This is a genomic window from Burkholderia aenigmatica (assembly GCF_048627025.1).
In the GTDB taxonomy this organism is placed as follows: Bacteria; Pseudomonadota; Gammaproteobacteria; order Burkholderiales; family Burkholderiaceae; genus Burkholderia; species Burkholderia aenigmatica.
In genome coordinates, this window is record NZ_CP184468.1 from 749472 (window position 1) to 767253 (window position 17782).

General features: G+C 68.2%; 12 protein-coding genes. 8 read left to right on the top strand and 4 right to left on the bottom strand.

What is annotated here, in order from left to right; genetic code table 11:
- Nucleotides 1-24: 24 nt before the first annotated feature.
- A complete protein-coding gene (locus tag ACN8ZM_RS03600) occupies nucleotides 25-4224 on the bottom strand; it encodes a YhdP family protein (protein ID WP_420210558.1) in 4200 nt (1399 codons plus the stop codon).
- A gap of 229 nt (nucleotides 4225-4453) precedes the next feature.
- On the opposite strand from ACN8ZM_RS03600, the gene glnE reads away from it, so the two are divergent.
- Nucleotides 4454-7255 carry a bifunctional [glutamate--ammonia ligase]-adenylyl-L-tyrosine phosphorylase/[glutamate--ammonia-ligase] adenylyltransferase gene (gene glnE / locus ACN8ZM_RS03605; protein ID WP_420210559.1) on the top strand — a complete coding sequence of 934 codons (2802 nt, stop codon included), beginning with the start codon at nucleotides 4454-4456 and terminating at the stop codon, nucleotides 7253-7255.
- 116 nt (nucleotides 7256-7371) lie between these two features.
- On the opposite strand, the gene recN is transcribed toward glnE, so the two are convergent.
- A complete protein-coding gene (gene recN, locus ACN8ZM_RS03610; protein ID WP_043189551.1) occupies nucleotides 7372-9021 on the bottom strand; it encodes a DNA repair protein RecN in 1650 nt (549 codons plus the stop codon).
- A 19-nt stretch (nucleotides 9022-9040) separates the two neighbouring features.
- Nucleotides 9041-9943: an NAD kinase gene (locus tag ACN8ZM_RS03615; RefSeq protein ID WP_043189549.1), complete on the bottom strand. Its 903-nt coding sequence runs from the start codon at nucleotides 9941-9943 to the stop codon at nucleotides 9041-9043.
- Between the two features lie 130 nt (nucleotides 9944-10073).
- Between ACN8ZM_RS03615 and hrcA the strand changes: the two genes are divergently transcribed.
- From hrcA to ACN8ZM_RS03630, 3 genes are all read left to right on the top strand, one after another.
- On the top strand, nucleotides 10074-11096 hold the full coding sequence (hrcA, locus tag ACN8ZM_RS03620; RefSeq protein ID WP_011544637.1) for a heat-inducible transcriptional repressor HrcA: 1023 nt from the start codon (nucleotides 10074-10076) through the stop codon (nucleotides 11094-11096).
- A gap of 147 nt (nucleotides 11097-11243) precedes the next feature.
- Nucleotides 11244-12308, top strand: coding sequence for a ferrochelatase (gene hemH, locus ACN8ZM_RS03625; protein WP_089449941.1), 1065 nt, complete (start codon nucleotides 11244-11246; stop codon nucleotides 12306-12308).
- 84 nt (nucleotides 12309-12392) lie between these two features.
- A complete protein-coding gene (locus ACN8ZM_RS03630) occupies nucleotides 12393-12800 on the top strand; it encodes an RNA-binding S4 domain-containing protein (protein WP_043189537.1) in 408 nt (135 codons plus the stop codon).
- Here ACN8ZM_RS03630 and ACN8ZM_RS03635 read toward each other — a convergent pair.
- A complete protein-coding gene (locus ACN8ZM_RS03635) occupies nucleotides 12772-12933 on the bottom strand; it encodes a hypothetical protein (protein ID WP_006476841.1) in 162 nt (53 codons plus the stop codon). The genes ACN8ZM_RS03630 and ACN8ZM_RS03635 overlap by 29 nt on opposite strands.
- Nucleotides 12934-13288: 355 nt before the next feature.
- Between ACN8ZM_RS03635 and grpE the strand changes: the two genes are divergently transcribed.
- The 4 genes from grpE (at nucleotide 13289) to dnaJ (ending at nucleotide 17774) form a co-directional block, all read left to right on the top strand.
- A complete protein-coding gene (grpE, locus tag ACN8ZM_RS03640) occupies nucleotides 13289-13834 on the top strand; it encodes a nucleotide exchange factor GrpE (protein ID WP_043189535.1) in 546 nt (181 codons plus the stop codon).
- Nucleotides 13835-13844: 10 nt separating this feature from the next.
- A complete protein-coding gene (locus tag ACN8ZM_RS03645; RefSeq protein WP_420210560.1) occupies nucleotides 13845-14270 on the top strand; it encodes a thioredoxin family protein in 426 nt (141 codons plus the stop codon).
- A gap of 148 nt (nucleotides 14271-14418) precedes the next feature.
- On the top strand, nucleotides 14419-16371 hold the full coding sequence (gene dnaK, locus ACN8ZM_RS03650; protein WP_043189532.1) for a molecular chaperone DnaK: 1953 nt from the start codon (nucleotides 14419-14421) through the stop codon (nucleotides 16369-16371).
- 266 nt (nucleotides 16372-16637) lie between these two features.
- The gene (dnaJ, locus tag ACN8ZM_RS03655; protein WP_043189531.1) at nucleotides 16638-17774 is read left to right on the top strand and encodes a molecular chaperone DnaJ; all 1137 of its coding nucleotides are present in this window, start codon (nucleotides 16638-16640) and stop codon (nucleotides 17772-17774) included.
- Nucleotides 17775-17782: the final 8 nt, after the last annotated feature.

Below are 17782 nucleotides of genomic sequence, written 5' to 3' on the forward strand. Positions count from 1 at the left end.
ACCGTGCGCGATTCGGCGCGCGGCTCAATGGTTCGCCGCATCGGCCGGACCGTGATTCATCTTACCCTGATCGCCTTGCACCCGCTCGATGTGCGGGTGCGCCCACGAGCCGGTGATCGCGTAGTCGAGCGCGAACGCGCGCGACAGCGTCTCCGACAGCGCATAGTTCGCGGCCAGCACGCCGACGCCGAGCAGCGGGTTGATGATGGCCGCCCCGATCGCGGCCGCGCCCGCGCTGATTTTCGGCGCGACGTGCGCATGCAGGTCCTGCGTCTCGGTGCCGAGATCGACCGCGCCGCGCACGGTGACGTTCGCGGGCCCCGTCATCATCGAAAAGTCGTCGGTGCGGGCAATCCCGTTCGAGATCTGGCCGGTACCGGTGATCTTGTCGAACGGCAGCCCCTTGCCGATCACGTCGCGGAAATTCAGCGTCAGGAAGCGCGCGAGGCTCTGCAGGCTCAGCACGCCGAGGAGTTTCGCCGCACCCGGATCGACCTTCAGGATCTGGCCGTGTTCGAGATCGAGCGCAATCTGGCCGCCGAGCGACGGGAAGTCGAGTGCGGTCGGGCCGCCGCGCCAGCCGACCTTGCCCGTGACCGTGCCATGGCCGTCCGCCAGCGTGCGGGGCAGGCCGACGCGGTCGAGCAGCGCGCCCGCGTTGTCGATGTCGAGCTTGAAGTCGAATACGGTGCGGCGCGGCGCGTCGTTTTCGTCGGCGCCGCGGGCAAGCGCGCGGCGCGACGTGCGCCAGTTGCCGGTCGCCGTCAGCTTCGCGGCCGGGTTCGACAGCTCCAGCTTGTCGAGCTGCCAGACCGGCGTGCCGGCTTCGTCGATATTGCGCGCGTTGACGACGAGGCGGCCGATGTCGTGGTTGCGCGCGACGACCTGGTCGACGATCAGGTCGATCGACGGCATCGGGCGGTCGGTCGGCGTCGGCAGGTTCATCGCGCGGCCGACGAGATCGTGCTGCGCGCTGTCCGGAACCACGAGCTTCGCGAGCCGCGCGTTCAGCACGCCCGCGCCGTTGTGGCCGCCGCCCGGCGCCCACGACAGGTAGCCCGACACCTGGTTCGACGCGATGTTCGCCTGCCAGAGCTCGTCGATGTGCGACGCGCCGACGATCACGTTTTCCCAGTTGCGCTTGAGCAGCTTCAGTGTGCCGAAGTGGAACGCGAAGCGCTTCGGCACGAAGCTCGCGAAATCGACGCGCGGCGCGGCCTGCGGCTCCGGCGCGCGCGGCGTGTCGGGCTTCAGCGTATGGGCCAGCGCGAGCCACGCATCGGCGTCCAGTTCGTTGACGTCGACGGCCGCGCTCACGCCGTCCTGCGGCATGTCGGGCATCCGGTGGATGCCCATCGCACCGCGCACCGCGCGCAGCGGCTGGCCGCGCGTCGCGTCGAGCAGGTAGGTCGCGGACACGGGGCCGAGCGTCAGGTCGGCGTGTTCGAGGCGCTTGCCGTCCGCCTGCGGCGCCGGCTGCAGCGTGAAGCTGAACGGCATCGGCGTGCCGGCTGCCTTCGCGAACGGCGCCGGGAACTGCAGTGCGACGCCGGTGAGGTCGGAGTGCGCGCTGATGTCGGGCAGGCGGCCCGGCGCACCGCGCACGGCGACCGTGTAGGGCGCGTCGCCGACCACGTGCTCGAGCAGCGCGGCGGCCGGGCCGTGCAGGTTCAGGCCGCGCGCGGCGTCGAGTGCGAGCCGGCCATCCACGTCCACCGTGTACGGGCCGTGCGACTGGAAATTGCCGTTCGCGCGCACCGGGCCGCCGAGGAAGCGTCCCGACAGGTCGTGCAGCGACGCGCCGGCCTCGGTGAACCGGACGCTGCCGCGCAGCGCCGACAGCGGCGGCACGCCGCTGGCCGTCAGCGTATTGCCGCCGAACGCGAGCGCGCCTTCGACGTGCGTGTGCGGATGCGCGACGTGCTGCGGAATCGTGATCTTGAGCGCGAGCGACGCGGGCCCCTGCGCATCGATCCGCTGGCCGATATGGTTGCTCATCGTGCCGAGCGAGCTGTTGTCCGCGTAGTCGATCAGGTCGGCGAGCGGGCCCTGCGCATGGCCGTCGATGATCAGCGGCGAGTGGGTCGGATTGCCGAGATCGTCGATGCGGCCCGCGACCTTCGTCAGCGCGACGCGCTTGTAGTGCGCGCGGTGGATGTCGAAGCGCAGCTTGTTCTGCGCCAGCTCGAACACGCCGTCGATCCCGTCGAGCGCCGGCCAGACGCTCGGCGTGCCGTTCGCGAGCTTGCGCGGCGGGTATGGCGTCGGCTCGAAACGGCCGCCGGTGAACGGCGCGACGATGTGGAACACGCCGGCATCCGGCTCGTGTTCGAACGGGAATTTTTCGAGCGGGCCGCGCGCGACGATCGACGCGCCTTTGGTCACCTGGCCGTCCTGCAGCGCGTGGCCGAGATAGTCGCGCAGGTGTTCGGACATCCCGGTCGGCAGGTAGCGCGGAATGCGCGCCACCGACGCGCGGGCGAAATCGGCGCGCAGGTCGAGCGAGCCGCGGCCGTGGCCGGGGTTCGTGTACGAGCCGGACACCGCGATTTCGGCATCGGGGTTCGAGACGAGCAGGTCGGGCAGCGTCACGTCGACGCGCGCGTGCTTGTCGCCCGCCGCCGGCGTGATCACCCATCGGGCGTTGCCGCGCAACCGGTCGAACGTCAGGCGCGGCTCGTCGAATTCGCCGGGTACCGTGACGGCCGCGTTGACCGTATCGAAATGCGCGCTGCCGCCTGTCTCGTTCGCATCGACGCGGCCCCACAGATTCTCGATGCCTGGCCAGCCGGCCCGCGGGTGGCCGCGCGGCGACAGGCCGGGCGGCGGTTCCTGCGCGGCGAAGCTGATGCCCTGGAGATCGCCGAGGAAACGGTAGCGGACGATCGGTGCGGCGCCCGTACGCCGCTCCTCGTCGGCGAGGTCGGCCCGCGCGGGCTTCGCGCGTTCGACCTCGATGTGATAGTTCGACACCATCCCGCGCGGGTCGATCTTGATCAGCTCGTTGCGCAGGCGTGCCGGCAGCGGCAGACCGCGGATGAACTCGCTGAGGATGCCGAGATCGACGCGATCGCCGACGACGCTCAGCAACTGTCCCTGGCTGGCGGTCGGCACGCGGTAGCGGGCCGTCAGCGTCGACAGCGCGAGCGAGCGGGCGAGCGGCGTGCCGTCCGGCAGCGGCGGCTGCCCGAGCTCCGCGTTGAAGCGCGTCAGGTGCAGCGTGTAGTCGTGGCCGGCATCGAGCTGCATGTCCCAGCCGAAGCCGACCGTCGGCACGTCGAGCCGCGGCTGCGTCGGGCGCACGCGCAGCGCGACGTCCGCGCCTTGCAGGTCGCCGCCCGCCGAATGCAGGTGGCCGTCGCTGAAGGTCGCCCAGATCGCGTTGTCGATCCGGCCCGCGTGGATCGTGAGCGGCATGTCGAGGTAGCGCGCCAGCGTCTGCAGGTCGACGGGGCCCGTCGACAGGTACGCGTCGCCCGTCCAGTTCGACGGCTTGCCGACCGGCGCGAGCGGCTTGTGCCTGAAGCGCGCGCGGAAATCGAGCGGGCCGAGCAGCAGCGTGCCGTTCGCGGGCGCCTGCAGCGCGGCCTTGTGCACGCGGCCGTCGTTGAGCACCGCGAGCCGGATGCCCGACAGCACGAGCTCCGGCGCGTCATGCTGCGCGTCGCGCCAGCGCAGCGTGCCGCCGCGCAGCACGATCGCCTCCTGCTTCAGCAGCCACGTGCCGAACGTGTCGTTGCCGCCGTGGGTGGTCGCCACGCCGACGCCCGCGATGCTCAGCGAGCCGTCGGCCGCACGCGCGACGACGAGGTCGGGCTGGTCGACGATCAGGCTCGACAGCGCGGGCGACAGCCGCAGCAGCGACATCCACGACAGCGCGGCCGTCGCATGCGGCACCGACAGCGCGACCTTGCCGTCGTGGCCGCGGATCGTCAGGTTCGTGAGTTCGACGCCCGGCTGCATGCCGGACCAGTTCGGGGAAAGCTTGCCGATCGAAAGCTGCGCGTGGAGCTTGTCGGACACCGCGCGCTCGATGCGCGGGCGGAATTCGTCGATGCGGGGCAGCAGGACGTAGCGCAGCCCGAGGAACGCGCCGGACGCGACGAAGTAGGTGCCGATCCCGACTGCCAGCGTCACCCTGAACACGCGACGCAAGACCGGATGATCGTGCTTCGGAGGTCCCGCTTCGGGCGCAGCTACGGCGGATTCCTGACGGTCGGACATGCGGCGGACGGGCGGCGATATGGTAGTTTTGCAGACTGACGTTGAAATGTATCACACGGGTTCGTGCCGGCGGCCGTTGCGGCAGCGCGGCACGGGCTTTCCGGCGCGCGGTTTCGCGACGGGCGCACGCGCGTCCCGCGATGCCGCGCCGAGTTCATGGGCCGGTCGGGGGCGGGGGCGCGCATGCGCTTCCCGTGCCGGCCGGCCGTTCCGCCAGGCCCGCTTCTCGATGACCGACGCTTCCGCCCTGATCTGCACGTCCTATTCCCGTTACCTGGCCCGCGCGGCGGCCGCGCGCCCCGCGCTGGCCGACCAGGTCGCCGCGTGGGCCGCCGCGCCGCTCGGCCGCGCGCAGCTCGACGCGCGCCTCACCGAACTGTTGGCAACGCCGGCCGGCACCGCCGCGCCGACCGAGGAGCAACTGAAGCGCGCGCTGCGGCAGTTGCGTGCGGAGGCATTCGGCGCGGTCGCGGAGCGCGACCTGCGCGGGCTGGCGGACGTCGCCGAGGTGACGGGCGCGATGACCGATCTCGCCGAAGTGGCCGTGCAGCGCTCGCTCGCGCTGCTGTCGGCCGAGCTCGAGGCGCTGTACGGCGAGCCGCGCGGCGCCGACGGCCAGCGCGTCGTGCTCGGTGTGGTCGGGATGGGCAAGCTCGGCGGCCGCGAACTGAACGTGTCGTCGGACATCGACCTGATCTTCGTCTACGAGGACGACGGCGAGACGACCGGCGGCGCGCGCGCGCCGCTGTCCACGCAGGAATACTTCACGCGGCTCGGCCGGCGCCTGATCGGCGTGCTGTCCGAGGTCACGGCCGACGGCTACGTGTTTCGCGTCGACATGCGGCTGCGCCCGAACGGCGATTCGGGGCCGCTCGTCTGCAGCCTCGGCATGCTCGAGGAATATTTCTACGTGCAGGGGCGCGAGTGGGAGCGCTATGCCTGGATCAAGGGGCGGCTCGTGTCGGAAGGCGACAGCGACGCGGCGCGGCGGCTGGAGTCGCAGCTCGAGTCGATCGTCAAGCCGTTCGTGTACCGCCGCTATCTCGATTTCGGCGTGATCGGCGCGATCCGCTCGCTGCACCAGCAGATCCGGCAGGAAGCTGCGCGCCGCGCGTCGATGCGGCCCGACAAGGCTGACGACATCAAGCTCGGGCGCGGCGGGATCCGCGAGATCGAATTCAGCGCGCAGGTGTTCCAGCTGATCCGTGGCGGTCAGGATGCGGAATTCCGCGTGCGGCCGACGCTCGCGGTGCTGCGCCATGCGCAGGCGCGCGGGCTGATCGGCGAGGACGTGCGCGCAGGCCTGACCGACGCCTACAACTTCCTGCGCACGCTCGAGCACCGGCTGCAGTACCGCAACGACGCGCAGACGCACGCGATGCCGGTCGAGCCGGACGAACGCGCGGCGCTGGCCGCGTCGCTGGGCTTTGCCGACTATGCGGCGCTGATGGCGGTACTGGATGGCCACCGCACGTTCGTCGAAGCGCAGTTCGACCAGATTTTTGCCGACAAGGCGAGCGGCGCGCCCAGCGCGAGCGGCGACGACTCGGCGGCCGCGTGGATCTGGAGCGGCGCGCTGGCCGACGACGGCGAGGACGACGCGCTGGTCGCCCGTCTCGACGGCCTCGGCTTTACCGATCCGGCCGCCGTGCTCACCCGGCTGCGCGCGATCTGGCAGTCGTCGCGTTACACGGGCCTGGCGGAGAAGAGCCGGCAGCGCTTCGACAGCGTCGCGCAGCGGGCGCTCGAGGCCGCACCGAACATCGACGCCGCGCGCCGCGACGACACGATCGTGCGCCTGTTCGACCTGCTCGAGACGGTCAGCCGGCGCGGCGTCTACCTCGCGCTGCTGACCGAATATCCGGCCGCGCTCGACCGCGTGCTGTCGGTGCTCGGTGCGACGCGCTGGGGCGGCGGCTACCTGATCCGCCACCCGCAACTGCTCGACGAGCTGCTCGACGACGAGGCGATCGCGAGCCCGTTCGACTGGCCCGCGTTCAAGGACGCACTGCGCGCGCGCCTTGCCGCGGCCGACGGCCCCGAGCAGCAGATGGACCTGCTGCGGCACGCGCAGCACGCGGAAGTGTTCCGGATCCTGCTGATCGATCTGGCCGGGCAACTGTCGGTCGAGCACGTGAGCGACCGGCTGTCCGAACTGGCCGATGCGGTGCTCGACGTGACGATCGAAGTCGTCTGGTCGCAGCTCGCGAAGCGCCATCGCGACGTGCCGAAGTTCGCGGTGATCGCGTACGGCAAGCTGGGCGGCAAGGAGCTCGGCTACGCATCGGATCTCGACCTGATCTTCCTGTATGACGATGCGGACGATCGTTCGGCAGATGTCTATACGACCTTCACGCGGCGGCTCATCACGTGGCTCACCACGGCGACCGGCGCGGGCGCGCTGTTCGACATCGACTTGCGGCTGCGGCCGAACGGCGAGGCCGGGCTGCTCGTTACCGATCTCGACGCGTTCCGCCGCTACCAGCTGCGCGAGGGCGATGCCGCGAATACCGCGTGGGTCTGGGAGCATCAGGCGCTGACGCGCGCCCGCTACAGCGCGGGCGACGCGCAGATCGGCGCGGACTTCGAGGCGATCCGCCAGCAGGTGCTGACGACGCCGCGCGACGGCGGCGTACTCGCGAAGGAAATCGTCGACATGCGCGGCAAGGTGTTTGCCGGCCACCCGAACCAGACCGAGCTGTTCGACCTGAAGCACGATCGCGGCGGGATGGTCGACATCGAGTTCATCGTCCAGTACTGGGTGCTGCTGCACGCGTCGAGCGACGCCGAGCTGATCCGCAACACCGGCAATATCGCGCTGCTGCGCGAGGTCGCGCGCTTCGGGCTGATGGGCGAGGACGAGGCCGAGCGCGTCGGGGCGGCGTACCGCAAGTACCGGAAGCTGCAGCACAAGCTGCGGCTCGACGGGATGGAGAAGGCGCGGGTCGATCCGGCCGTGGTGGCCGACGAGCGGGCGGCCGTGACGGCGCTGTGGAACCGCGTGTTCGGGGCGGTTGAAACGGATAGTTGAAACGACCGTTCGATGCGGTGCGGCAGGGCGGACACGGTTGTGCCGCCGTGCCAAAAAAAGACCGGCGCGAGCGCCGGTCTTTTTGCATTCGATGAACGGATAACGGATGGCCGGCGTCAGGCCGCGAGCATTTCCTTCGCGTGCTTGCGCGTCGTGGCCGTGATCTCGAGCCCGCCGAGCATGCGCGCGACTTCCTCGATCCGGTTGGCGCGGTCGAGTGCAATGACCGTCGATACCGTGCCGCCGCGCTCGTCGGCGCCCTTCGCGACCTGGAAGTGGTGATCGCCGCGCGCGGCGACCTGAGGCAGGTGCGTCACGCACAGCACCTGGCGATCGCGCCCGAGCTGGTGCAGCAGGCGGCCGACCACTTCGGCGACGCCGCCGCCGATCCCCGTATCGACTTCGTCGAAGATCAGGGTCGGCGTCGGGCTGGCTGCGCTGGCGATCACCGCGAGCGCGAGGCTGATCCGCGCAAGTTCGCCGCCCGATGCAACCTTCGCGAGCGGCCGCAGCGGCACGCCGGGGTGCCCGGCGACCCGGAATTCGACCTGCTCGAGCCCGTGCGGGCCGCCATCGGCGAGCGGGATGAGCGCGACTTCGAAGCTTCCGCCCGCCATCGACAGTTCCTGCATGCCGGCCGTGACGGCCGTGCCGAGCGTCTTGGCGGCCTGTGCGCGCGCCTTGGACAGATGTCTGGCGTCGGCGAGATAGCCTTCCCGCGCCTTGGCCTGCACCGCTTCGAGTGCGCCGAGATCGGCCGCCGCATCCAGTGCGGCGAGCTGCGCGCGGCGTGCCGCGTGTTCTTCGTGCAGCGTGTCGGGCGGCAAGCGGAATTTGCGGGCGGTCGAGTGCAGTGCATCGAGGCGGGCTTCGACCTGCGCGAGCCGTTCGGGGTCGAGATCGACGCGCTGCGCATAGTGCGACAGCGAATAGACGGCTTCCTGCAACTGGATCTCGGCCGGTTCGAGCGACGCGAGCGCATCGCCGAGCGTGGTGTCGTAGTCGGCGAGGCTGCGCAGCTTCGACACGATCGCGCCGAGTTGCGCGAGCATCGCGTCGTCGGACTCGGACAGCGCGTTGAGCGCGCCGCGCACGCCTTCGATCAGGTTCGCCGAATGCGACAGACGCTTGTGCTCGTTGCTGACTTCGTCCCATTCGCCGGGCTGCGGCGCGAGCTTGTCGAGCTCGGCGAGCTGCCAGGCGAGCTTTTCGCGTTCGAGCTGCAGCTCGCGCTCGTGCGCTTTTGCTGCGTCGATCGCCTGCGTCGCGTCGCGCCACACGCGCCATGCGCGCGCGACGTTCGCCGCATCCGCGACGAGCCCCGCGTGGGTATCGAACAGCTCGCGCTGCGCGTCGGGCCGCATCAGCAGCTGGTGTGCATGCTGGCCGTGGATGTCGACGAGCATTTCGCCGAGTTCGCGCAGTTGCGCGAGCGTCGCGCTGGTGCCGTTGATGAACGCGCGCGACCGGCCGTTCGCATCGATCACGCGGCGCAGCATCACGGTGTCCTCGGTGTCGAACGCGTGTTCGTCGAGCCAGCGCGCGACGCGGTCGTGCGGCGTGAATTCGGCGGTGATGTCGGCGCGGCCGCAGCCGGTGCGGACGACGCTTGCATCGGAACGTTCGCCGAGCGCGAGGGCGAGGGCGTCGATCAGGATCGATTTACCGGCGCCGGTCTCGCCGGAAAAGACGGAAAAGCCGCTGTCGAATTCGAGATCGAGCGCGGCGACGATGACGAAGTCGCGGATCGAGAGGTGGCGGAGCATGGTGTCGGGCGGGGTGGCGTCAGGACGCCTTGTCGTCTTCGTTCGAGGCGTGTTCGTTCCAGTGCAGCTTCTTGCGCAGCGTCGCGTAGTAGCTGTAGCCGATCGGGTGCAGGAACGGCACCGTGTGCTTCGAGCGGCGCACCTCGATCGTGTCGTTCAGTTCGAGCGCGGTGAACGACTGCATGTCGAAGTTCACGTTGACGTCACGCCCGCCGACGATCTGGATCGCGATTTTCGAATCGTCGGGCAGCACGATCGGCCGGTTCGACAGCGCGTGCGGCGCGATCGGCACGAGCACGATGCCTTGCAGTTGCGGATGGAGGATCGGGCCGGCCGACGACAGTGCGTAAGCGGTCGAGCCGGTCGGGGTGGCGACGATCAGGCCGTCCGAACGCTGGTTGTACATGTAGCGGCCGTCGACCGATGCGCGCAGCTCGACCATCCCGGAGAAGCCACTGCGGTTCACGACGACGTCGTTGAAAGCGATCGCATGGTAGATCGGTTCGCCGTCGCGCATGATCCGGGCCTCGAGCAGCGCGCGCTCCTCGCGCTCGAACTTGCCCGACAGGATCACCGGGACGAGCGCCTGCATGTCGGCCGCCGCGATATCGGTGATGAAGCCGAGCCGCCCGTGGTTGATCCCGATCAGCGGTGTCTTGTACGGCGCGAGCTGACGGCCGATGCCGAGCATCGTCCCGTCGCCGCCGAGCACGACCGCCACGTCGGCGCGTGCCCCGATTTCGGCCGGGGTCAGCGCCGGGTAGCCGGTGATGCCGATCTCGCGCGCGGTCTCGGCTTCGAAGACGACCTCGAAGCCCCGCTTGGCGATGCAGGCGGCCAGCGTGGCGAGCGGCTCGGCGATGTTCGGCGTGTTGCTCCGGCCGACGAGCGCGACAGTGTTGAACTGATTACCGGTTTTCATGCCGGCATTACACCATAGCTCGTTGACGAAAAGAACCGGCTGTGCGCAGGCGGGGCCGGATCGGGCCGGCCCGCGCATCGGTGGCCGCGCCACTCGCCGCGGTCGCGCGGTTGCGCTAAAATTTTCCACCATGCTAGATCCTCGCGCACGAACCCTCCTGAAAACCCTGATCGAACGGTATATCGCCGACGGTCAGCCAGTCGGATCGCGCACGTTGTCCCGTTACTCCGGGCTCGAGCTGAGCCCGGCGACGATCCGCAACGTGATGTCCGACCTGGAGGAGCTCGGCCTCGTGTCGAGCCCGCACACATCGGCCGGCCGCGTGCCGACGCCGCGTGGCTACCGGCTGTTCGTCGACACGATGCTGACGGTCGAGGCGCCGATCGACGCCGAAGCCGTCGCGCGGCAGGTGCAGAACACGCTGCAGGCCGGCGAGCCGCAGCAGCGCGTCGTGGCGGCCGCCGCGAGCGTGCTGTCGAACCTGTCGCAGTTCGCGGGCGTCGTGCTGACGCCGCGCCGCAGCCACGTGTTCAAGCAGATTGAGTTCATGCGCCTGTCGGACAAGCGCATCCTGCTGATCATCGTCACGCCCGAGGGCGACGTGCAGAACCGGATGCTCGCGACGCCGCGCGATTACTCGCCGTCGCAACTGACCGAGGCGTCCAACTACATCAATGCGCATTTCGCCGGACTGTCGTTCGACGAGGTGCGCCGCCGCCTGCGCGACGAGATCGACCAGTTGCGCGGCGACATGACCACGCTGATGCATGCGGCCGTGACGGCCAGCACCGAGGTGCCCGACACCGAGGACACCGTGCTGATTTCCGGCGAGCGCAACCTGCTCGAAGTGGCGGATCTTTCCTCCGACATGGCGCGGCTGCGCAAGCTGTTCGACGTATTCGACCAAAAGACGGGCCTCCTGCAACTGCTCGACGTGTCGAGCCACGCCCAGGGCGTGCAGATCTTCATCGGCGGCGAATCGACGCTCGTGCCGATCGAGGAAATGAGCGTCGTTACCGCGCCTTACGAGGTGAACGGGCAGATCGTCGGCACGCTCGGCGTGATCGGCCCGACCCGCATGGCGTACAACCGCGTGATACCGATCGTCGACATCACCGCGCGCCTGCTGTCGCTCACGCTGAGCCAGCAGTAGCCTGCCTTCGCCAGCCCGATCCCGCCCCGTCATCGTGCCTCGGCGCCGCGTAAGTAGACAGTCGGCCGAACGGCCAGCCGACCGGCGCGGGGCGGCCCGCTATAATTGAGAGCCGTCCGGTCCCGTGCCCCGAGCACGTAATTGCCCATGCGTTTCGATCTTGAGCCGCCTTCGAGCATCGCGGCTGCCCATCGCATCGGCGTGCTGCTGATCAATCTCGGCACGCCTGACGCGCCCACGCCGCGCGCGGTGCGGCGCTACCTGGCCGAATTCCTGTCGGATCCGCGGGTCGTCGAGATTCCGCAGGCCGTCTGGCAGGTGCTGCTGCGCACGCTGATCCTGCCGCTGCGCGGCCGCGCGTCCGCGAAGAAATACGCGGCCGTCTGGATGCCCGAGGGCTCGCCACTGCGCGTGCACACCGAGCGCCAGACCGACGGCGTGCGGCACTTGCTTGCGTCGAACGGTTATCAGGTGCAGGTCGACTACGCGATGCGCTACGGCAGCCCGAACATTTCGCACGCGCTCGCGCAGTTCAAGCGCGCGGGCGTCGAGCGCGTGCTGCTGATGCCGATGTATCCGCAATACTCGGCGTCGACCACCGCCACCGCATTCGACGCCGCATTCAACGCGCTCGCGCGCATGCGCAACCAGCCGGAGGTGCGCACGGTGCGGCACTACGCCGACCATCCGGCCTATATCCATGCGCTGGCCGAGCAGGTGCGCCAGTACTGGGCGCAGCACGGCCGGCCCGACTTCGCGGCTGGCGACAAGCTCGTGCTGAGCTTTCACGGCGTGCCGAAGCGCACGCTCGACCTCGGCGACCCCTATCACGACCAGTGCCAGCAGACGGGCGCGCTGCTGATGGCCGCGCTCGGGCTGTCGACGACCGAATGCCGCATCACGTTCCAGTCGCGTTTCGGCAAGGCCGAATGGCTGCAGCCTTACACCGCGCCGACGCTGCGCGAGTTCGGCGAGGCCGGCGTTCGGCGGGCGGACGTGTTCTGTCCCGGTTTCACGGCCGACTGTCTGGAGACGATCGAGGAGATCGGCATGGAAGTGCGCGACGAGTTCCTCGCCGGCGGCGGCAAGGCGTTCCACCGCATTCCGTGCCTGAACGGCGCGCCCGCGTGGATCGGCGCGCTCGGCGAGATCGTTGCCGAGAATCTGCAGGGCTGGCCGGTCAGGGCCGCGCAGCCCGAAACGGTGAGTTGAGATGAAACGACCCCCACGCTCACTTCGTTCACTGCCCCCCGAGGGGGCGGTCAGCCTCCTTGGGGCGGCCCGGCGGAGGCTGCGATGAATTACAAGATTTCGACCGAACCGGGCGCGAAGCTGCGCATCGACAAATGGCTGTGGGCCGCCCGGTTCTTCAAGACGCGCTCGCTCGCGACCGATGCGGTCGACAAGGGGCACGTGAAGATCGGCGGCGCGGCCGTCAAGCCGGCCAAGGACGTGCGCGTGGGCGACGAGGTCGAGATTGCGATCGACGGCATCGTCTGGCACATTGCCGTGCTTGGCGTGTGCGACGTGCGCGGGCCGGCGAGCGTTGCGCAGACGCTTTACGCGGAAACGGAAGCGGGGCGGGCCGCGCGGCTCGCCGAACTGGAGCGGCGCCGTACGTATCGCGAGCCGGCGGCCGAATTGCACGGCCGGCCGACGAAGCGCGACCGGCGCATCATCGACAGATTTTCTGGTGGGAGCTGAACATCTGGTCGAACGTCGCCCGCGCGCTCCCGTATTCGGTCGTGCGGTCGGTGACGGCTCCCGACAGGCAGATGGTGGTGGTGCCGGCAATGAGTACCAGCGCGACCACCGATATCGCAAAGGTCAGTTTCACGGTACTCCCCTCGAGAAGACGGGTGAAAACGGCGCCAGGTGGATGTCAGGCGGCGGTCAGCTAGGGGTAAACACGCTTTTCCGACGCTTGAGTGGAGTGTAGTGCAGCGGGCCTGTGCCAAGCTAGTACTTGCCAGGTAAGCGTTGTTACAGCCCGTTTCGCCCGATCTGACGGACTATGCGGGCGACGCACCGGTGCGACGCGCGGTTGTTTCGCGGCATTGGAGAATGCCGGCGAATAACCCTCTTGAAATCGTAGTTTTCACCCTTATTTGCACCAGCAATGTGCGGTGCCGCCGGGTATACGGTCCGGCGGTTGCCGATTTGGCTTCAACCTCTAATCGACTTTCAGCGACATGGAAAACACGCAAGAGAACCCGGCTACCCAATCGGCCGAAGATATCGGCAGCGAGAAGCAGGCGGCGCAAGGCGCTGCTCCCGCCGCCGAAGCAGCCGACGCGGCGCTCGCGGAGGCTCAAGCCAAGGTCGCCGAGCTGCAGGAGAGCTTCCTGCGGGCGAAGGCCGAGACCGAGAACGTTCGCCGCCGCGCGCAGGACGACGTCTCGAAGGCGCACAAGTTTGCGATCGAGAGCTTCGCGGAGCACCTGCTGCCCGTGCTGGACAGCCTGGAAGCAGCCGTCAACGATACGTCGGGCGACGTCGCGAAGGTCCGCGAAGGCGTCGAACTGACGCTGCGCCAGCTGACGAGCGCGCTCGAGAAGGGCCGTGTCGTCGCGCTGAACCCGGTCGGCGAGAAGTTCGATCCGCACCAGCATCAGGCGATTTCGATGGTGCCGGCCGAGCAGGAGCCGAACACCGTCGTCGCGGTGCTGCAAAAGGGCTACACGATCGCCGACCGCGTGCTGCGTCCGGCGCTCGTCACCGTCGCCCAGCCGAAGTAAGGCCGTCGCGATGGTGCCCGCCGGCGTCGATCCGGCCGCATTCGACGCGTTCGACATGCAGGCGCTGGACGCCGGCACGTTCGACGCGGCGATCGACGGCGCGGGCGACGCGCTCGCGGTGGTGTTCTTCTGGGGCGTCGACTGCTTCAACTGCGAGATCGCGAAGAAGGCGATGCTCGCCCAGCCCGACGCGATCCGCGCACTGGGCTTGAAGTGGTTCCATTGCAACGTGTACGAACACCACCAGCTGGGGCGCCGCTTCGGACTGCACGGCGTGCCGACGTGGTTCTTCTTCCACCGCGGCAAGCGGCTTGGCCGCGCGACGGGCTGGCATGGCCTCGCGCAGTTCCAGGCCGCCGTGTCGGCGGCGCGCGCGAAGATCGCCGCGGCGACGGGCCATCCGGCGGGCGGCGATCCGCTAGCCGGCGGCGATTGAAAAAATTTAATATCCGCATCGCTCGTCGGGTCTTGAAAACGGATCGGACGGACGCATTTCGGGAACAGAGTTGAATTCTGGCGCGCGAAACTGCCCCAAAACGCGGGGTTTCGCGCAGCAAACAAGCATTTCTGGAGATTAGGAAAAAATGGGAAAGATCATCGGTATTGACCTCGGCACCACGAACTCGTGCGTCGCCATCATGGAAGGCAACCAGGTCAAGGTCATCGAGAACTCGGAAGGCACGCGCACCACGCCGTCGATCATCGCCTACATGGACGACAACGAAGTGCTGGTCGGCGCGCCGGCCAAGCGTCAGTCGGTGACCAACCCGAAGAACACGCTGTTCGCAGTGAAGCGCCTGATCGGCCGCCGCTTCGAAGAGAAGGAAGTCCAGAAGGACATCGGCCTGATGCCGTACAGCATCGTCAAGGCCGACAACGGCGATGCATGGGTCGAAGCGCACGGCGAAAAGCTCGCGCCGCCGCAGGTTTCGGCGGAAGTGCTGCGCAAGATGAAGAAGACGGCCGAAGACTACCTCGGCGAGCCGGTCACGGAAGCCGTGATCACGGTGCCGGCGTACTTCAACGACAGCCAGCGCCAGGCAACCAAGGACGCCGGCCGCATCGCGGGCCTCGAAGTCAAGCGGATCATCAACGAGCCGACCGCAGCCGCGCTCGCGTTCGGCCTCGACAAGGTCGAAAAGGGTGACCGCAAGATCGCCGTGTATGACCTCGGCGGCGGTACGTTCGACGTGTCGATCATCGAAATCGCGGACGTCGACGGCGAAATGCAGTTCGAAGTGCTGTCGACCAACGGCGACACGTTCCTCGGCGGCGAAGACTTCGACCAGCGCATCATCGATTACATCATCGGCGAGTTCAAGAAGGAGCAGGGCGTCGATCTGTCGAAGGACGTGCTCGCGCTGCAGCGCCTGAAGGAAGCCGCTGAAAAGGCGAAGATCGAGCTGTCGTCGGGCCAGCAAACCGAAATCAACCTGCCGTACATCACGGCGGACGCATCGGGCCCGAAGCACTTGAACCTGAAGATCACCCGCGCGAAGCTGGAAGCGCTGGTGGAAGACCTCGTCGAGCGCACGATCGAACCGTGCCGTATCGCGATCAAGGACGCAGGCGTCAAGGTGTCGGACATCGACGACGTGATCCTGGTCGGCGGTCAGACCCGTATGCCGAAGGTGCTGGAGAAGGTGAAGGAGTTCTTCGGCAAGGATCCGCGCCGTGACGTGAACCCGGACGAAGCCGTCGCGGTTGGCGCGGCGATCCAGGGCCAGGTGCTGTCGGGCGACCGCAAGGACGTGCTGCTGCTCGACGTGACCCCGCTGTCGCTCGGCATCGAGACGCTCGGCGGCGTGATGACGAAGATGATCAACAAGAACACGACGATCCCGACGAAACACGCTCAGGTGTACTCGACGGCGGACGACAACCAGGGCGCCGTGACGATCAAGGTGTTCCAGGGCGAACGCGAAATGGCAGCCGGCAACAAGCTGCTCGGCGAGTTCAACCTCGAAGGCATCCCGCCGGCACCGCGCGGCGTGCCGCAGATCGAAGTGTCCTTCGACATCGACGCGAACGGCATCCTGCACGTCGGCGCGAAGGACAAGGCGACCGGCAAGGAAAACAAGATCACGATCAAGGCGAACTCGGGCCTGACCGACGCTGAAATCGACCAGATGATCAAGGACGCGGAAGCGAACGCAGCGGAAGATCACAAGCTGCGCGAGCTGGCCGATTCGCGCAACCAGGGCGATGCACTCGTCCACAGCACGAAGAAGGCGCTGACCGAGTACGGCGACAAGCTGGACGCGGGCGAGAAGGAAGCGATCGAAGCGTCGCTGAAGTCGCTCGAGGAAGTGCTGAAGGACGCATCGGCCGACAAGGCTGCGATCGACGCGAAGGTCGAGGAACTCGGCAAGGTTTCGCAGAAGCTCGGCGAAAAGATGTACGCCGACATGCAGGCCCAGCAAGCAGGTGCGGCCGGCGCAGCGGGTGCAGCGGAAGGCGCGGCCCACGCGGGTGGTGCGCAACAGGCTGCCGACGATGTCGTCGACGCCGAGTTCAAGGAAGTGAAGAAGGACTAAGCCGGGTTGCCCCGGTGCCGCACGCCGCGCGCGCAACCCGCGCGCGGCGCGGCCGACGGGTTGGCTGACAAGCGGTCTGTCTTTCCTTCCGGATGGCCGGATCGACTCCACGCCTGGCGGGCTTCGCGGCCCTCCGGGCACATTTGTTTTTTGGCGGGCGCTGCGTGACCGTCCCGAACGGGCCGGAGCCAGACGCGTCGAGAGACTTTACTGCGAGCGAAAGGAGCCGCCGCGTGCATGAGGCGCGGACGGCACAGTGAATCGATATGGCGAAACGGGATTACTACGAGGTTCTTGGCGTCGCAAAGAATGCGAGCGACGACGAAATCAAGAAGGCGTATCGCAAGCTTGCGATGAAGTATCACCCTGACCGCAATCCGGACAACAAGGATGCGGAAGAGCATTTCAAGGAGGTGAAGGAAGCCTATGAAATGCTGTCGGACGGCCAGAAGCGGGCAGCGTACGACCAGTACGGCCACGCGGGCGTCGATCCGAACATGGGCGGTGCGGGCGCACAGGGCTTCGGCGGCTTCGCGGACGCGTTCGGCGACATCTTCGGCGACATCTTCGGCCAGGCCGCGGGCGGCGCTGCGCGCGGCGGCCGTGGCGGCCCGCAGGTGTATCGCGGCGCCGACCTGCGCTACAGCATGGAAATCACGCTCGAACAGGCCGCACACGGCTACGACACGCAGATCCGCGTGCCGAGCTGGGTGTCGTGCGAGGTCTGCCACGGGTCGGGCGCGAAGCCCGGCACGAAGCCGGAAACCTGCCCGACCTGTCACGGCCAGGGCACGGTGCGCATGTCGCAGGGCTTCTTCAGCATCCAGCAGACCTGTCCGAAGTGCCATGGCACGGGCACCTACATCCCCGAGCCGTGCGTGCATTGCCACGGGTCGGGCAAGGTGAAGGAAACCAAGACGCTCGAAGTGAAGATCCCGGCCGGGATCGACGACGGGATGCGGATCCGCTCGGCCGGCAACGGCGAGCCGGGCATCAACGGCGGGCCGCCGGGCGACCTGTACGTCGAGATCCACATCAAGCCGCACTCGGTGTTCGAGCGCGACGGCGACGATCTCCACTGCCAGATGCCGATCCCGTTCACGACCGCCGCACTTGGCGGCGAGATCGAGGTGCCGACGCTGGCCGGCCGTGCGTCGTTCCCAGTGCCGGAAGGCACGCAGTCGGGCAAGACGTTCCGCCTGCGCGGCAAGGGCATCAAGGGGCTGCGTTCGAGCATCGCGGGCGATCTGTACGTTCACGTGCAGGTCGAGACGCCGGTGAAGCTGACCGACAACCAGCGCGACCTGCTCAAGCAGTTCGAGAAGTCGCTGGCCGAGGGCGGCGCGCGTCACAGCCCGCAGAGCAAGAGCTGGTTCGATCGTGTGAAGAGCTTCTTCGAGTAACTCGAGTA